Annotated in this window: 7 protein-coding genes; 3 read left to right on the top strand and 4 right to left on the bottom strand. The window is 69.4% G+C overall.

What is annotated here, in order from left to right; translation table 11 throughout:
* The first annotated feature begins 43 nt into the window (after window positions 1–43).
* The 3 genes from J5T34_RS20370 to J5T34_RS20360 all read left to right on the top strand — a co-directional run bounded on the left by J5T34_RS20370 (window position 44) and on the right by J5T34_RS20360 (window position 3,453).
* The gene (locus J5T34_RS20370; protein WP_432207691.1) at window positions 44–1,108 is read left to right on the top strand and encodes an ABC transporter ATP-binding protein; all 1,065 of its coding nucleotides are present in this window, start codon (window positions 44–46) and stop codon (window positions 1,106–1,108) included.
* 97 nt (window positions 1,109–1,205) lie between these two features.
* The gene (locus J5T34_RS20365) at window positions 1,206–2,192 is read left to right on the top strand and encodes an ABC transporter ATP-binding protein (RefSeq protein WP_208582602.1); all 987 of its coding nucleotides are present in this window, start codon (window positions 1,206–1,208) and stop codon (window positions 2,190–2,192) included.
* Window positions 2,193–2,262: 70 nt separating this feature from the next.
* The gene (locus J5T34_RS20360; RefSeq protein ID WP_208582433.1) at window positions 2,263–3,453 is read left to right on the top strand and encodes an amidase; all 1,191 of its coding nucleotides are present in this window, start codon (window positions 2,263–2,265) and stop codon (window positions 3,451–3,453) included.
* A gap of 31 nt (window positions 3,454–3,484) precedes the next feature.
* Here the strand turns inward: J5T34_RS20360 and J5T34_RS20355 are convergent, their stop codons facing one another.
* From J5T34_RS20355 to J5T34_RS20340, 4 genes are all read right to left on the bottom strand, one after another.
* Window positions 3,485–14,548: an LWXIA domain-containing protein gene (locus tag J5T34_RS20355; RefSeq protein ID WP_208582431.1), complete on the bottom strand. Its 11,064-nt coding sequence runs from the start codon at window positions 14,546–14,548 to the stop codon at window positions 3,485–3,487.
* Window positions 14,549–14,847: 299 nt separating this feature from the next.
* Complete coding sequence (locus J5T34_RS20350) at window positions 14,848–15,651, bottom strand: putative hydro-lyase (RefSeq protein ID WP_208582429.1); 804 nt, start codon at window positions 15,649–15,651, stop codon at window positions 14,848–14,850.
* Between the two features lie 176 nt (window positions 15,652–15,827).
* Window positions 15,828–16,814: a LysR family transcriptional regulator gene (locus J5T34_RS20345; protein WP_347880680.1), complete on the bottom strand. Its 987-nt coding sequence runs from the start codon at window positions 16,812–16,814 to the stop codon at window positions 15,828–15,830.
* Window positions 16,815–16,861: 47 nt separating this feature from the next.
* Window positions 16,862–17,401 (bottom strand): SRPBCC family protein, encoded by a 540-nt coding sequence (locus J5T34_RS20340; protein ID WP_347880679.1) that lies wholly within the window; start codon window positions 17,399–17,401, stop codon window positions 16,862–16,864.
* Window positions 17,402–17,499 lie beyond the last annotated feature (98 nt).

Raw genomic sequence — 17,499 nt, 5'->3', positions numbered from 1 at the left:
GACATCTATGTCGATGCCGATGCCGATGCCGATGCCGATGCCGATGCGATTGTCCGCGCCCAACGCCGACCTCGGCGGTCCCGCCCAGCCGCTGGTGATCGCGCGCGATCTGGTCAAGCATTTTCCGTTGAAGGGCAAGATCCCCGGACGCCGCGCCGGCGCCGTGCGCGCGGTCGATGGCGTCAGCTTCGATGTGCTCAAGGGCGAGACGCTCGGCGTGGTCGGCGAATCCGGCTGCGGCAAGTCCACCACGGCGCGGCTGCTGATGCAGCTGACTGAGCAGGACAGCGGCGAACTGATCTTCGACGCGCTGGGCGTGGGGTCGGCGCAGCTGCCGCTCAAGCGCTACCGCAGCCAGGTGCAGATGGTGTTCCAGGACAGCTATTCGTCGCTGAACCCGCGGCTGACCATCGAGGAGTCGATCGCCTTCACCGCCCGCGTGCACGGCATTGCGGCGCGCGAGGCAACCGAGCGCGCGCGCCACCTGCTCGGGCGCGTGGGACTCGAGCCGTTGCGCTTTGGCGGCCGCTATCCGCACGAGCTGTCCGGCGGACAGCGCCAGCGGGTCAATATCGCAAGAGCGCTGGTGCTGCGGCCGCGTCTGGTGATTCTCGACGAAGCGGTCTCCGCCCTGGACAAGTCGGTCGAGGCCCAGGTGCTGAACCTGCTGCTGGATCTGAAGGCGGAGTTCGATCTGACCTACGTCTTCATCAGCCACGATCTGAACGTGATTCGCTATCTGTGCGATCGCGTGATGGTGATGTACCTGGGCAAGGTCGCCGAGATCGGCGACACCGAAGCGATCTACAACAATCCGGCCCATCCGTACACGCGGGCCCTGCTCGCGTCGATGCCGGCGATGGATCCGGATCGCCGCACGCTGACGCCGCCGCTGGCCGGCGACCCGCCCAACCCGATCGATCCGCCGTCCGGTTGCAGCTTCCATCCGCGCTGCAGCCTGGCCGAATCCGTGTGCGGACGGCGCGCGCCCGTGCTGTCCGACACGATGGCCGGCCATCCGGTGGCCTGTCTGATGGCCGAGGCCGACAGCGGCCACTCCCGGCCGCTGGTACGGCAATCGGCGGCCACCGCTGCCGCGCCCTGCTGAGGAGGCCAACATGAATCCCACCGTGCCCGCATCGGCATCGAACGTATCGGCATCGAACGCTTCGGGGCCAAACCCCACGCCTTCGTCCGGCACGCCAATGGTTTCCGTGCGCGACCTGCATGTCGCCTTCGACGCCGGCGGCAAGACCATCCGTGCCGTCAACGGCGTCTCGCTCGACGTCGCTCCGGGCGAAGCCGTCGCGCTGATCGGCGAGTCAGGCTCGGGCAAGAGCGTGACATTGCGCGCGCTGATGCGGCTGCATCCGCCCCGCCGCACCGCCATGACTGGCGACATCCGCATCGACGGCACCGACGTGATGCGGCTCGACGCCAAGGGACTGGCCCGCATCCGCGGCGGCACCGTCGCCATGGTGTTCCAGGAGCCGCTGCTCGCGCTCGATCCCGTCTACACGATCGGCCAGCAGATCGTCGAGTGCATCCGTACCCATGCCCGTGTCTCTGCCGCGGAAGCGCGCCGGCAAGCGCTGCAGGCGCTGGAGTCGGTGCGCATTCCGAGCCCCGAGCGGCGCCTGGCCGCCTATCCGCACGAACTGTCGGGCGGCATGCGGCAGCGCGCAATGATCGCGCTGGCGTTATCCGCCAGGCCGAAGATCCTGCTGGCCGACGAGCCCACCACCGCGCTCGATGCCACCGTCCAGATCCAGGTGCTGATCCTGTTGCGCGAGCTGCAGCGCGCGCTCGGGCTGTCGATCGTGTTCGTGACCCACGATATCGGCGCCGCCGTCGAGATCGCGGATCGGGTCGCCGTGATGTACGGCGGCCGTATCGTCGAGGAAGGTCCGATCCGGACGCTGCTGCGCGACGCGCGTCATCCCTACACCATCGCGCTGTTGCAAAGCCGGCAGCACGGCATGGCACGCGGCGAGCGGCTGACCGCCATTCCGGGATCGCCGCCCGATCTGGCGGCGTTGCCCGCCGGTTGCAGCTTTGCGCCGCGGTGCGCCCATGCGCGGCCCGAATGCCTGCAGCGCGTGCCGCCGTCCGTCTCGCTGGGGGACGGTCATCGCGTCAGCTGCGTGCTGACCGCTGCGGCCGAACCCGCATTGGCCATGGCCGTGGCCTGATTCCAGCGAACCGGAGCCGGCCATCGCGCATCGGCCGGCGTCGCGCCTTCCAACGACCTGCGGAGACCCCATGAGCCTGGCATCGCATCCCTCCCGCTCCTTCATGCCCTACCCCGAAGTCGAGGTGCCCCACGCGCAAGGCGGGCCGTTGCACGGCCTGCGCTTCGCCGTCAAGGACCTGTTCGACGTGGCGGGCTATCCCACCGGTGGCGGCAATCCGCACGTGTTGGCGATGTCGGGCATCAAGACGTCCACGGCGCCCGCGGTGCAATGCCTGCTCGACGCCGGCGCGGCGTTTGTCGGCAAGACCCATACCGACGAGCTGGCCTTCTCGATGAACGGCAAGAACGCGCACTACGGCGCACCGGTCAACGGCGCGGCGCCCGGCCGCATCACCGGCGGCTCCTCGTCCGGCTCCGCCTCCGCGGTGTCGAACGGCCTGTGCGACCTTGCGCTGGGCACCGATACCGGCGGCTCGGTGCGCGCACCGGCGAGCCATTGCGGCCTGTTCGGGATCCGCCCGACGCATGGCCGCGTCTCTTTGGCGCAGTGCCTGCCGCTGTGCGACAGCCTGGATACCTGCGGCTTCTTCGCGCACGACATCTCCACCTTCGCGCGGGTTGCCGATGTGCTGCTGGGCTCGGACGCCGCTGCCTTGCCGGCTCCGCCTCGGCTATTGCTTGCGGAAGACCTGTTTGCCTTGACTACGCCAGGCGCACGTGAAGCCCTGCTCCCCGTGGTGGCGCGTATCGAGGGCGCACTCGGCAAGGCCGATGCCGTCGCCGCCGCGGACCGCCCGATCGACGATCTCTACTGGGCCTTCCGCTATGTGCAGGGCCGGGAAGCGTGGCGCAGCGACGGGGACATGATCGAGCGCTACGGCCTGCAACTGGGTCCGGACGTGGCAGCACGGTTGGCCTTCTCGAAGGCCGTCACTGCCGGACAGCACGACGAGGCCACGCAGGTGCGCCGCGCGTTCACCGCCCACCTTGCCGCGCTGCTCGGCGACGATGGCGTGCTGCTGCTGCCGACGATGCCGGATATTGCGCCGCTGACCGACGCCGCCGCCGACACGCTCGAAGACTATCGCAACCGCGCCGTGCAGATGCTGTGCCTCGCCGGCCTGTCCGGCTTTCCGCAGATCAGCCTGCCGCTCGCCCGGCGTGATGGCGCCCCGCTGGGCTTCTCCCTGCTGGGGCCGGCCGGCAGCGATCGCAGCCTGATCGCCCTGGCCGAACGAGTGGTGGCCGCGGCCGGCTGAACGCGGCGATCGCGAGCTCGGGCCGCGGTCCTTACCGTGTCACGTCCAGCACCCACCCCGGCTCGACATGGTCGGGGTTCTCCGCCAGGTTGTACTGCGGATTCAGGTTGATCAGCTCGCGCAGCGCGTAGGCGGCGACCTGCTGGTCCGCGGTCAGCGCCTCGGCCTCGGCCTGCTCCTTCTGTCCGTCGGACAGCAGCGTATCGAGGTTGGTCGCCGCGATGCCCCACAGCGTCGAGGTCTCGACGCCCGTGCCGTACGGCTGCACGACCACGCGGCCGTTGCGCGGCCGGGGCTGTTGCGGGGGCTCAGGCTCCGGCCTGGGCGGTTGCGTCGGCTCGGTGGTCGGCGGCCTCGGCTCCTCGGTCGGCGTTTCCGGGCGCGGCGGTTGCGTCGGGGTCGGCTGCGTCGGCGACGGGTCCTGCGTCGAAGGGACCGACGGGGTCGAGGACGGCGAGGACGGTGAGGTCGGCTTGACCGGCTCGTCGTCCTCGTCGCTGCCCAAGGTCTCGAGCAGTATCTTCATGCCGAAGTTGACGATCACGCCGCCGCCCAGCAGCACCAGGCCATACGGCATCGCGCGGCCGAAGAATTCCCATTTGCGCGGCAGCAGCGATTGGTCCGGCTTGAGCTGGATGTCGCCGCCCTTGGCCGCGGCCGCCTTGTTGAACTCGCGGTTCGCGATGGTGCGCTCGACGCGCGACTGCAGGAAGGCGCCGACGCCGAACGTCGCCAGGCTGGCCGCCCCGAGGCCGCCGGCCACGCCGCCGTACGTCATCACGTCGGTCACCGCCAGCGGGATGGCGCCGGCCGCGTACATGCTCATCACGAACTTGCGCGTATGCGCCGCGCCCAGCGGCGGCAGCGCGACCTTTGCGTGGTGGCCGATGCGGTTGGCGATATTGAAGCTGGCCAGCACGCCGTTCGCCGCCAGGAAGGCGGTATTGCTGTAGGTCGCGACATTGCCCAGGTCCACACCGTGATGCATGAACCAGGTCGCGGTGGTGGCGTTGTTGATCGCCAGCGTGCCGATCTGCAGGCCGTCATTGATGCGGCCGGCAACCGTCTTGGGCGTCAGCAGGGCTGCGCCGACGGTCTTCAGCGTCTGGACGGCGGCGGCGACCTCCTCCGCGGTGGGCTTGTCCGGGTGCCCATTGACGTGGGCATCGAGCTTGTCGATCGCCCCCTTGAATTCCTCCCGCTTGGTCTTGTGAATGCCCCATATCGCGGCACGGTCGGTCGTCAGTACCTTCCTGAGCCACGCGATATCGGCAGGCGTCTGCCGATCGGTGCGGCGGATCACGCGGTTGGCGAAGGCGGTCCGCCCGGCCGCCACGCCGCCGCGATAGATGAAGCACGAGCCGGCCACCACCACGGAGGCGGCGGTACCGGGCATCGGCATGGCAGGCATGGCCGCGGCCGCGGTGGCGAAGGCTCCGCCGACCGATGCCGCGACCGTGGCACGCAGCTTCCACGGCCGCGGCGTGGGCGGGGGTGAAGACGATGCCGGCTGCGGGTGGGCTGGCGTTGGCTGGTTCGACTCGCTCGGATCGGGCGATGCAGCCCCATCCGGCTCCGACTCGCCGCCATGCCGGAACGTGGCCGAGCGCACCGTTCCCTCGGGTTCGATCGACACACGGGCGACGTTGGCCTGCGCGGCCTCGCGCATCTTCGCCAGCACGGTCACCACCGCTTGCCCGTGCGCGGCCAGACCGCCGCCGGGTTCGACCGACATCACGTCGGCGATCTTCACGCTGCCATCGGCAAAGAACGCGAACTCGACGTCCTGCAGCAGCAGGCCGCGGCCGTCCGCGCCGTTTTCGATACCGTGTTCGATGGCGTCGAGATCGCGCAGCGTGCGCGCGTTCATCCGCGCCGCATACTGCGGCAGCAGCTTGCCGTTGCCATCGAGCAGCTCGGCGCTGCCGGCCAGATAACGCTCATAGACGATGGCGGGATGGCCGAGCACCGACTCGCCCTCGCCGCCATGGATGCGCAGCGTCGGCATGCCCATCGCCTCGACCTGCGCCATGGCCTCGCGCTCCGCGCTCATCGGGAACGGCGCGATCATGCTGTCGTTGCCGAGCGCGACCGCATGGCTGTTGCCCAGCGCGAATACCGTCTTGACGGCGCCTGAGCCGAGCCGAGGGCCGAGATAGTCGACCAGGTCGACCGGCGTCTGCTGCCCATCGTCGCGCACCATGCGCACCGCATCCACGCCATCGACCGCGAAGGTACGGTTGGCATGGCGATACGGTTGCGGATGCAGCGTTTGCCAGGCGACGCCTTGCTGATCGAGCTGCAGTACCGGTTTGGGCGGGCCGCCCGCGTTGTCGGCGGCGGTTCGCGCGGCGGCGCGATCCAGCCTGTCGAGCTTGAAGCCGGCCGCGGGCAGCATCACGTCGACGCCCATCACGTCGGCCACGCGCTGCGCGAAGGCGTGCCGTGCATGCTGGCTGCCGCCATCGAGCGCCAGCACGATCGGACCGTTCTTCTTGCCTGCGTCGGCGAGTTCCAGCGCGAGCCGGTGCGCGCCGACCGCTTCGCCCTCGGCGTCGAGCAAGCCACGCTCGCCGTCGAATCGCCCCAGCACGACGTTGTAGTCGTCCGGCACCCTCGCTTTCAGCGGCGACGCGCCGAAGGTCGCATCGGCATAGCGCGGCGACGCTGCACGCCAGGCGGCCGGACCGGCAACGTTGACGTCGTTGCTGTCGCGGGCGGCCGCCGGCAGCGGCGCGTCGCCGTCTGGCATCACGAATGCGCTGTCGGGCAGCGCCAGTCCGCCTTCGGTGACGCCGACGATCGGCAGCGCCGGCATGGCGCCGTAGAAGCGTCCGCCGTGGCTGTGCACCGGCGCGTCCGACTGCGCCATCGCTTCCGGGCCCGCATCGACGCGCATCGCGCCGCCGAAGACGGTGTCGCCGCCGTCATGCCAGCCGCGGACCTCCCACTTGCCATCCGGCGCGTAGACGCGGGCGTTCAGTGCGGTGGCCAGCTGTTGCGCCAGCGGCAGCGGGCCGTCCATGCCGAAGCAGTCGTAGATCAGCACCGGCATGCCTTCGCGATAGTCCGGGTGCGAGCGGATCCGGTCGGCCAGCGCGGCCGCGTCGTAGTCGGGACGGCCGCTGCCGTCCATGTCCATGCGCACACCCTGGTATGCGCCCTCGGCCCGCACCGTGAAATAGCCGGGCACCTGCGGCACCGAGATCGGCATCGCGCGGTTGTCGAAGGTGACGTAGCCCGCCTCCGCGGCCAGATCGAGATGCGCCTTCGCCCGCGGGAAATGCCCCAGTTGCTGCAGCACGTCGATCCGTTCACCGGCCTCGTTGCGCACCAGCGGCATGCCGTCGACAAAACCTTCCGGCAGCGCCACGCGGATATCGCCTTCGTAGGCGCGGTTCAGCGCGATCTCGCCCGGCACCGTGCTGCCGTCGCGCCGCGACAGCGGCACCGTGCCGATCGCATCGTCGGCGGCCGGCACGCGGCCGGGCCGGTACTGCGCCGCGGGCACGACCTGCAGCCGCACCTTGACGCCGACCGCCGCCTGCCGGTCCAGCTGCGCCGCGGCCTGCCGCGGCGAATCGAAGACGCCGATCACCTTCGGCTTGCCATTGGCCGCATCGCCGTCGCGCACCGCCACATACTTGACGTCCGCCAGCCGGCCGCCGGTGGCGTGCACGCTGTCGATCACCGTGGCGATCGCCTCGTTGCCCGGTACGGCATCGCGCAGCGACCAGCTGCGATCGACGATCGCGGGCACATGGCGTGCCCCGCCGTTGCCCTGCCCGCCCTGGCCGGTGCCAGGGCCGGCGCCATGGAACGGACGCCGCAGCCCGTGCGCGAACAGGTCTTCGAGCACCGAGCGCGGCTGGCGGCGCGGCATCGCCGTGCCCATCAGCGCGGGCACCGGCGCGCCGGGACCGGTCACCGCATCGGCGCCGGCCCAGTGCCGCAGGAAGCGATACACGGCCGCGTGGACCTCCGGCTCGAAGCCGTCGACGGTGGGCTGCAGTTCGCGCGATACGCCGTCCACCGCCCCCGCGTGCATTGCGGCTTCGATGCCGGACAGGATCTGATCCTCGGTCGGCATCCGATGCGCATTGCCGGTCAGACGCAAGACCTCCGCGCCGACGGCATAGGCGCCCCAGTTCGACACGCTGGCCGTGACCAGATAGTCGGCGCGAACGCGCGACGCGATCTCGCTGCCATCCTGAGCCGGCTGGATGAACTTGTAGACATTGCCCATGGCGGCCTCGTTGCCGCCGTCGCCGATGCCCAGCGTGGTGATGCGCATGTCGTTCGCCGCCACCAGCAGTTCGTCGACCGCGGGGTTGAAGCCATCGATGCGCACACCGCGCATGTTGTGCTTGGTGCCGACCGCCGTGCGGCCCGGCAGTTCGACCGCCATCACGCGGTCGGGCTGCAGTTCCTCGAGCAGCGCGCGGGCCATCGGGTTGGCGCCATCGATCGGCAGGTCGAACACATGGATCGTATCGATCGGCTCGCCCATGTCGGCCAGCACCGCTTCGAGCACCGGCCGGTTGGCCGAGTCGACGACATAGGTCACACGCTTGCCCGCCGCTCGCAGCATCGCACCGAGCGCCGCCGTTCCGGGCGGGCCATCGGTCTCGGGCATGCCTTCGGCCACCGAAAAGCCCGTCAGCAGCATCACGTGCTCGGCATCGGCCAGCGAGGCAGCGGCACGCCGTGCGCTCTGCGGGATCGCGAAGCGATCGACATTGCGGCCGGTGTACGACGTCACCACGGCGTCGATCGGATCGGGCATGCGGTTCGCATCGAGGATGCCTCGCACCTGCCCCGGGTCGGTCTGCGGGCTGAATTCCGGCACGCTGAAGGCCCGCGCGCGGGGGTCCTGGGTCATGCCCTGGGCCAGCCGCACCACTTCGCCGGCGCGGCCGGTGGTCACCGTCAGCAGCGGCAGCATGTCGTCGACCCGTACGTCCTCGAACGGAATTGGCTCGGGCAGCAGGTCTTCCTGCTTGAGCACGCCGCGCTCGACCAGGCGGTCGACCAATGCCTTGGCCTGGTACTGCATCGGATCGATCAGCTTGACGTGGCCGAGGCCGCTGGCATCGAGCTGCTGCCGGATCAGCCCGGCCAACGCCGGATAATGCGTGCAGCACAGCCACAGCGAGTCCGTCTCGGGCGGAATGCGATCGGCGTTGATGTACTTGGCGACGAGCGCCTGGATCGCCGCCAGTTCGGGACCGTCCTTGGCCAGATGCTGCAGCGCGTTGACTGCGCCGGCCCATTCGACGGCATCGATCTCCAGCACGTCCTGCCCGGTCCGCAGCGCGCCGACCGCGTCGCGGTAGGCATGGTCCTTGACGGTGCCCGGCGTGGCCACCACCGCGATATGCTGGCCGCCGTCCTGCGCCATCGCGCGCGCCGTGGTGTGGATCAGATTGATGAAGTCGCGCTCGTCCAACCCGGCCCAGCCCTCGGGATAGGTGATGCAGGCCGTGTTGCAGCCCAGCGCGTTGGCGTCGGCCTGCTGTCGATGCATCGCATGCAGGCCGTCGTTGACGCGACGGATCAGGTCGTCGCGGGCGCGCCCGCCATAGGTACCCGCGGCATGGTCGCCATACGCGACCACCTGCACGCGCTTGCCGGTCATCGCGAAGATGTGCCGGGCGATATTGCTGCCGGCCAGGATGCCGCCGTTGCTCGAATCGAACACCGCCACTTCGATGATGTCGTTCATCACGCGGATGCCGAACGGTTCGGGGTCGACGCCCTGCGGCAGGAAACGGCGCTGCACGCCGTCGAGCATCTGCGCCAGATCCAGCCCTTCAGGCAGCTGCTTGGCCTGCGCCTGCAGCAGCTCGTAGACGCCGAGATAGCTGCGCTTGTCCAGACCGCGCATGCTGGTGGCACCGCGGTCGAGCGTGACGCTGTCATAGGCATGCAGCGCTGCCATGCGGTCGATCATGGCACCGACGCGCGCGGTGGATGGCATCTCGTGCTGGCTGCCGGTGGCGCGTTTCAGCGCGAAACCGACCGCCTGCGCCGCCAGGTTGGCGTTCATGCCGACCACGGGATGGCTCGCACCGATCGCCGACCACTGGTCGATATCGGCCGGCTCGACATGCAGCGACGTCATCGCGCGCTCCAGCGCCGAGCGCATGCCCGCGGTATGGCTGTCCGCGCCGATCGCGACGGTGACCAGGTCCTTCGCGTTCGCCTCGACCATCAGCTGGTCCACCATCGGCGCGCCCTCCAGGCGCTCGCCGTTGGCCAGCCGGTATTCGCCGGCACGGTTGCGGCCTGCCACTTCGACTGCGACCACCGCCTGGGTCCGGTACTTGGCCAGCAGCGCCTGCGCCTGCTGCGCGGCCCGCGTCGAGTCGGTGGCCGTGAAGGTCTCGATGCGGGCATCGGCGACGCCCAGTTCCCCTTGCAGCAGATCGGCCAGCAGCGCCTCGTGCGCGGGGTCGGTGACGTAGACCACCTCCTTGCCCAGCGCGCTCAGATAGGCGCCCAGGGACACCGCACCGAGCGGACCGTGGGTGTCGGCGCCGCCGTGCAGCGTGGCGGGCGACGTCGCGATCAGTACCGTCTCGACATTCTGCAGCGCCCGTGCCGCCAGCTCGGCGCCATAGGGCACCGACAGCGACATCGCGCGGCCGTCCATGCCGGCCACGCGGTCGAGCGGGGAGATGGCGTTCTGCAGCACGATCGACGGCTCGGCGCGCGCGGCCTCCAGCAGGGCCGCACCGCGGCCGCCGCCATGTGCGAACACGGCGCTGCGGACGTCATGCCGTGCATCGCCGCGCGTATCGACGCGTGCATCGGCGCGGCGGCGGCTGCGGCCGCTCGCGTTGGTGCGGCTCGCCGCTGGCGGCGCCTCGCCGTGCCGGCTGCGTTCGCCGGCCTCGCGCATGTATTTGGTGACGGCCTGCTGCATCGCGCGGTCCATCATGCGATTGACCACGCCGTCCTGCAGCTTCGCACCCTGCGCCACCGCGGCGTCGAAGGTCAACCGGCTGGCCAGTTTGACCGATTGCCAGGTGCCCAGCTTCTGCGGGGTGTAGCTGCGGGTGCCGGCGCCATCCGCGGCATTCGCCGTGGCGGCGGCGCGGCCGGCGGGTTCGGCCGACGGCTCTGTCGGCGTGCGCGCCGGGGTGCGCGCCGGGGTGCGCGCCGGCGTGCCGCCGGCTTCCCCATCGTGTCCGTGCGCCACGGTGGGCCGGCCGGAAGTCCCCGAGTGATGGCCTGCCTCCTCGCCGCCGGCACGCTGCGCCGCGGCCGTATCCGACGGCTGGCGTCCGCGCGCGGTGCCGTCGTTGCCAGGCCGCACCCGCACCGGCACATCGCTGCCATCGCGGCCGTTTGCCAGACCCTCGCCCGCCTGCACTGCCGTCTGCAGGGCCAATGCCTGCGCCGCTGCCTCGGCCCGCGGGGATCGGCCCAGCACGCGCATGGTCGCGTCGTGCACGGCCCGCGCGCTGCGCATCTGGATACCGGCCGGCATCATCTGCGTCATGCCCATCAGCAGCATCGCGCCGTTCTGCAGCTTCTCGGTCAGCGACATCTGGTCGCCGTGCTGGACGAAGGTGACCGCCTGCTGCGTCGTCAGCACGCCGCCTGTACCGAACGCGCCCAGGTTGAGGACAGTGCCGCCGACCGCCATGCGGTTGGCCGTGCCGGCCAGCGTGCGGGAGGCCGACTGCGCCATCGTGGCCGCCCGCGCTGTCTTCGCAGCCTGCGCGGCGACGTTCGCCGCGAGCGGGTTGGCATTGGCGGCCAGCGCGGCGGCTCTGTCCGACAGCGCCGTTGCCCGGTTGGCCAGCGCCGTGGAGCGGGTGGCCAGCCCGCCGGACGCCCGCATGGCGAGCGAGGCGCCCTTGCCGAGGCCGAGGCCGCCGATCCCGGCGACCGAGCCGAAGGCGTTGGCCCACAGCGAGAAGGCGCGCGAGTTGTCGAGCGGATTGAGCGAGCGGCCGTGGTCGGCCATGTTGCGCGCATCGACCGCCGTGACGGCCAGCCCGTATCCCATCGAGCCGAGCATGCCGCTCCAGGCCACCGCGACCAGCGGTGTCGCGGCGCCCCCGGTGGCGAGCATCACGCCGACCCCGCCGATGGCGCCCAACGCCGTCACCCCGATATCGAGCCAGGCGCGGAATTTCTCGCCGTCCGTGACGATATGGGCGTCGATGTCGTCGAATTCCGCATGGCCGTCCGCGCCAAGGCTCAGGTCTCGGGCCAGATAGACGGTGCCCTTGTCGTGCAGCTCGTTGTTCTCCTGGAAGTCGCGCTCGGCCGGCTGATCGCCCTTGCCGTAGACCGCGCCCTGATCGTCGACCCACAGCGTCTTGCCGTCCTTGCCGACGAATTCGAACACCGCGCTCTGGTAAGGCGACATGCCCGGCCCGGTCACGTACATCGGAATGACCTTGATGGTGGCACCGTCCGGCGCATCTTCGGCCAGCTGTTCCTTGATCAGCTTCGGATCGGCGTTGGGCGCGGCCAGCGCGATCGCGTTGTCGATCGCCTTGTCGTCGCCCGCCTTCACGGTCAGCTCGTCCTTGCGCAGCGCCAGCGCATCGAAGGTGCCCTGCAGGATCTCGTCCTTGTCCAGTTCGAAGCGCCGCTGGTCCTCCTGGGCCTTCTGGCTGCCGCTGTACTTCTCGTAGCCGCGGTCCATCGCGCGGGTCAGGTCGTAGTCGGCCATCGCAGGCGCGCGGTCGTGATCCTTCAGCTCCCTGGCGAAGGCGAGCGACAGGCTGGTGTGGCCCTGTGCCGCGGCATCCTGCGCACCGCCATAGATGCGCCCCTGCGTGGCGCCCATCTGGTTCTGCATCACCATCGTGAAGACGTCGTTGTCCTCGTTGGCGAGCCAGCCGGCGGTGGTGGTCGCGGCCGGACCGGTACCGAGCTCGGAGCCGGGATTGCGCGCGTAGTAGCCGGCGTCGGCGGCATCGACCACCGCCGCCAGCCCATGGTAGAACTCGTCCCAGTCGTTGTAGCTGCCGCCGGCCGGCGCGACGTTGCGCCCGGTCCAGTCGTTGCCGTATTCGCTCCTGACCGTGTCGAGCAGCGTAGTGGCGTCTTCCTCGGTCAGATGGGGCGCGACCTGCTGCATGTACTGGCCGACCCGGTCGGCGTACATGGTCTCCTGGCCAAGGATCGGCTTGTAGTCGTCGTCGTGCGTCTTGCCTTCGAGGTCCTTGCGCATCGACGCCTCGATCTGCGCGCGGAAGGCGTCGCTGCCGAAGCGTTCGCCGTCCACGGCCAGATAACGCTCGCGCTCCTGCTCGGTCTGCGCGGCATTGGCCGCGCCCTGGCGCAGCTTCAGCGCACCGACGAAATCGCCCGCATCGAGCTTCTGGCTCAGGTTGTCCTGCAGATAGCCTTCGCGTATCGGGGTCGCGCCCTTCATCAGCGACAGCATGCGTTGCAGACCCGCGGCAGCGGCGGCGCTGTCTTCCTTGCTGATGCCATCGCCACCCTGCGCGCGTGCCTGCGTTTCGGCGAAGGCGTACATCATCAGGCTGCCGTGCTCCTTGATGCCGGCGTCGTATGCCCGCTTCACCGGATCGTTGCCCGGCGCATTCTCGGCAGGGATCAGGTCATCCGCCCCCAGCGACTTGTACATGACATAGGCCGCGGGGTTGAACTCCATCAGGTCCCGCTCCTGCTGCGTCAGATCGCGTGGCGTCGCCGAGTTCGGATCCGTTTTGGCCTTCGGATCGAGCGTCAGTCCCTGGACCTGCGCCATCGCCAGCGTGGTCGGATCGGTCTGCGCCAGCTCGCGCTCGAAGTCGGTCTCCGGCGTCAGGTGCTCCAGCTCGCCGGCGATCTGGCCCTGCATGTTGGCCGTTTCGATGACCGCGCGCATGCCCTGGTCGTTGCCATAGCGCGCCTGCAATTCCTTGACGGCCTGCTGCCGGTAGCTGTCGGGCACCTTGACGCCATCACCGGCCTTCAGCGCGTCGAGCTGCGCCTGCGCGTCGCCGACACGGTTCTGCGCCTGGGTCAGGTCGTAGCCGCGATCGGTCATCGAGATCGTGCGATCGTGCGGCTGGTTGCGCAGGCTCGCCAGCCCCTTGTCGGCATCCGTCTTGTACAGCTGCGTCGCCAGCGTATCGATCTCGACCCGCATCGTGCCGAGATAGGTTTCCTCGGCCTTGTCGCGGGTCTGCTGGGCCTGCTGTACGGCCGCACGCGCGTCGCTGACCGCCTTGCCGCTTTCGGGGTCGGCGCGGCGGATGCCCATCGGAATCTCCGCCAGCGCCTTCTCTTCCCGCTCCAACGTGGCCTCGGCCTGATCCAGCTGGTCCTCGGCGACGCCCAGCTCGAAGCGCGCTCCTTGCGTGTCGCGCGCCTGCTGGGTCGGCTCGGCCTTCAGAAAGCCGTCCTTGATCTGGCCAATGTTCTGGTCGAGCACCGGATCGTTGTAGCGCTCGCGGATCTCCTTCGCCTTGGCGTCGACCGCCGCGGTGATCGCCTTGGTATCGCCGCCGGTCGCCGCGGCCTGATTCGCGGCCACGCGCAACTCGTTCTGCGCGCCGGCCATCACCATGCCGTACTTCTGCTCGATCGGCTGCCAGTCGGCGTCCGTCATGGTGCCGGCGTTGCGCCTGGTCTCGCTGTCGTCGTAGGCGCGCTTCGCGTCCTTGTGCCAGCGATCGGTATGTCCCTTGGCCTCGTCCTGCTCCTTGTCGCGCGCTTGCTGCGCGGGATCGGTGGCGGGCTTGTCGCCGCCCGGACCCTTGACCTGCACCACGCCGGCGGGCTGCGTTTGCGGGGTGTAGAGCGCCGGCGTGACGACGGGCTGATTGTTCGCCGCGCGGTCCGGCTGCTGTTTCTGGTCGGCCTGCTGCGTCTGATTGGCCTGATTGGCCTGGTTTGCCTGCTGCGCCTGGTTTGCCTGTTGCGCCTGCTGGGCCTGGTTGTTCTGTTCGTTGCGCCGGGCCGTTTCGGCTTCCTGTGCCTGCCGCTGCCGTTCGGCCTCGCGTGCCTGCGCGCGCCTCGCTTCCTCGGCCGCCGCGCGTGCCGCGGCTTCGGCAGCGGCGCGGGCCGCGGCGAGAATGGCTTCGCGGGCTTGCATCAGGTCCTTGAAATCCAGCATGACGCGCTTCTCCTGAGGAACGGGGCGATGCGAACAGCGTTGACGCGGGCACGCGCACAGCGAAGGCCCGCAGGGCCGGCGGCCGTGTGGCGGGCATCGACTGGACGGATTGCGGCCAGCGTGACAGGCCATTCTCTGCCCGGTGTGGCGCGATACCAACTAGGGAGAATCGTAGGCCGAAGGGTCGGCGGGCCACCGGGAGGGCATGGAACTACGCGAATACGTAGTCGAGGGCCGCAATGCGCCGCGACGAGGGGCAAGGACGGGCATCGCCGTCATCGCCCCGTCATCCACACCGTCTACAGCCGGTTGTTGTCGAGGTCGGTGACCAGCATGCAGCCCGGCGCATGCGTGATGCAGATTTCCGGCCGGGCTTCGCGGATGACGGCCTGGGGCGTTACGCCGCAAGCCCAGAACACCGGGATCTCGTCCTCGTCGACCGGCACCGCGTCGCCGTAGTCCGGCGCCTCGATATCTTCGATGCCGATCAGCCGCGGATCGCCGATATGGACCGGTGCGCCGTGGACGTCCGGATAGCGTGCCGTGATCTCGGTGGCGAGGATCGCATCGGCGGCCTTCAGCGGACGCATCGAGACCACCAGCTTGCCGGAGAGCCGTCCCGCCGGCCGCGTTTCGATCGAGGTGCGGAACATCGCCACGTTGCGGCCCAGATTGATGTGCTTGAGCGGGACGTTGGCGGCGATCAGGGCATGCTCGAACGAGAACGAGCAGCCGATCGCAAACGCGACGAAATCGTCGCGCCACAGCGAGGCGATGTCGGTGGTCTCCTGGTAGTCGGTGCCGTTCCGATACACGCGATACAGCGGCACATCGGTACGGATGTCGACGTCGACGCCGAGATTGCGAAAGACCGGATCGCCCGGCTCGGTGACGTCGATCAGCGGGCAGGCCTTGCGGTTCAGCGCGCAGAACTGCAGGAAGTCATAGGCCCAGTCGCGCGACAGGATGACGATATTGGCCTGGACGTAGCCCCTCGCCAGTCCGCTGGTATGGCCGCGATAACGGCCCGAGCGGATCAGGGCGCGCAGTGCGGTGGGGTCTTCGGGTAACAGTCCGTTGGCTTGCTGAAGGGGCAGGTTCATGGTCGTCGGCGTGGAGTCGTGCACGCGCGCGTGATGCGCGCTTTTCGCGAGGTGTGCAACGATTCTGGACGCCGCGCCAATGCGCTGTCCAACAAATCTTTTGGATGCAGCGCGATAAGGCTTTTCGATGACAAAGGCAAGCCGGGCTTGCCTTCGGAGACGACCGGCGCGTGCTTTCAGGCGTCGCTGGCGGGGTCGCCGCCGCTGTTCTGCGCGGCGGCATTGGCGATCAGCATCGCCTTGTCCTCGCCCGCTTCCGCACAGAACGCCGCCACCACGCCGACCGTCAGCGCGATCACCGCTTCCGACAGCTCGAGCCCCGCACCGGTGCGCCACGACGCGACGATGTCGAGCGACGGCGGATGGCTGTCGATATCGACGATCGTCAGCGTGCCGTCCTCCAGCTCGCGGCGCACCAGCACCGGCGGCACCGCGCCGATGCCGAAGCCCTCGCCGATCAGCCGCGTCATCGCCGCCACCGAATTGACGCAGCTGATGCGCGGCGACGCCACGCCGTTCAGATGGAACAGGCTGAGGATGTCCTGATGCGGGCGCGAGTTCTTGACGAAGGTGATCACGCGTTCGCCGGCAAGGTCGTCCAGCGAGCGATACGGCCTGTCATAGGCCGAGCCCCTGGCGACGATCCAGCGGATCGGGTACTTCGCCAGTTCGATATTGCGCACGGTCTCCGCGCGCAGCAGGTCGGTCTGGAAAATGATGTCGAGATAGCCCTTCTGCAGCTGGTCGCACAGATTGAGCGCCGCATCGGCGGTCAGTTCGATTTCCAGCGCCGGGTAGGCTTCCATCACGCGCCGCACCACCGACGACAGCCAGGTATGGATCACCGAGTCCATCGCGCCGATGCGCAACCGCCCTTCGCTGACGCGTGTGGAATCGATCGACTGACGCAGCCGGTGCATCGTGTTGACCATGCGCTCGGCGTACTCGAGCACCTGCTGGCCCTGCGGGGTCAGCGACACGCCGCGCGAGTCGCGCAGGAACAGCTTGACCCCGAGATCTTCCTCCAGCACGGCGATGCGGCTGGAAATCGAGGCCTGGGTGGTGAACAGTTTTTCCGCGGTCAGCCGAAAGCTTCGCAAACGGGCGACCCAGACGAACGTCTCGAGAAAGCGCAGGTTCATGTCGGCACGGGTTCGATTCACGGGTGTGGCGCAGCGCCGCCTGGGGCAGGCGCTGCGGGCCTGCCCGCTCAGCTACCCTGCGTCGACGGACGCGTTGCGTCGGCGGACTCGCGCACCGGGTAGGCCGGCGCCGCATCGACCGGCTGTTCGGCCAGCACCTTGATGCGGCCCAGCGCCTTCTGCATGTCGGCGCCCAGCGCCTGCGGATACTCGGCGCGGGGACCGGCCGGCACCGACAGCGGGTCGAGCCACATTTGCCACGTTACCACGGCGGTCCCGGCATCGGGACCGGGACTTACCTGCAGTCGGCCGCGCGTATGGTTCGACAGCTTGCGGTAAACATAGGAGTACGGCCCGCGGTCGACCAGCACGTCGACCACCGGCGGTCCGCCGTTCTTGCGCTCGGCACGACGGACGGTACCGGGCGAGCCGTCGCCCAGCACCACGCTGCACGAACGCAAGGCGGTGTCCCACCTGGCGATCGCGCAATAGTCGCCCGCCTGGGCCCATACCTGCTCGGGCGTGCGGTGAATCAGGATCGAGCGCTCGACCGGGACCAGTTGCGCGTGGGCGGTCGCCGACGCCGCGATCAGCGTGGCGAGGGCCACCGGCAACGCGCCGCGAGGGCGTCGCCGCGGAATGACGGGGGTGGGATGGGGGGCAGGCATGCCGGCGGTAGGATCGGTCGTCGGGAAAATGGTGGTCG

This window comes from Cupriavidus gilardii (genome assembly GCF_017598945.1).
Lineage (GTDB): Bacteria > Pseudomonadota > Gammaproteobacteria > Burkholderiales > Burkholderiaceae > Cupriavidus > Cupriavidus gilardii_E.
This window is presented reverse-complemented; position numbering and strand designations above follow the sequence as displayed.

Bases quoted from the DNA above. Each gene is read 5' to 3' on its own strand.
- J5T34_RS20370 (WP_432207691.1), top strand. From the start codon at position 44: ATGCGATTGTCCGCGCCCAACGCCGACCTCGGCGGTCCCGCCCAGCCG.
- J5T34_RS20365 (WP_208582602.1), top strand. From the start codon at position 1,206: ATGGTTTCCGTGCGCGACCTGCATGTCGCCTTCGACGCCGGCGGCAAG.
- J5T34_RS20360 (WP_208582433.1), top strand. From the start codon at position 2,263: ATGAGCCTGGCATCGCATCCCTCCCGCTCCTTCATGCCCTACCCCGAA.
- J5T34_RS20355 (WP_208582431.1), bottom strand. From the start codon at position 14,548: ATGCTGGATTTCAAGGACCTGATGCAAGCCCGCGAAGCCATTCTCGCC.
- J5T34_RS20350 (WP_208582429.1), bottom strand. From the start codon at position 15,651: ATGAACCTGCCCCTTCAGCAAGCCAACGGACTGTTACCCGAAGACCCC.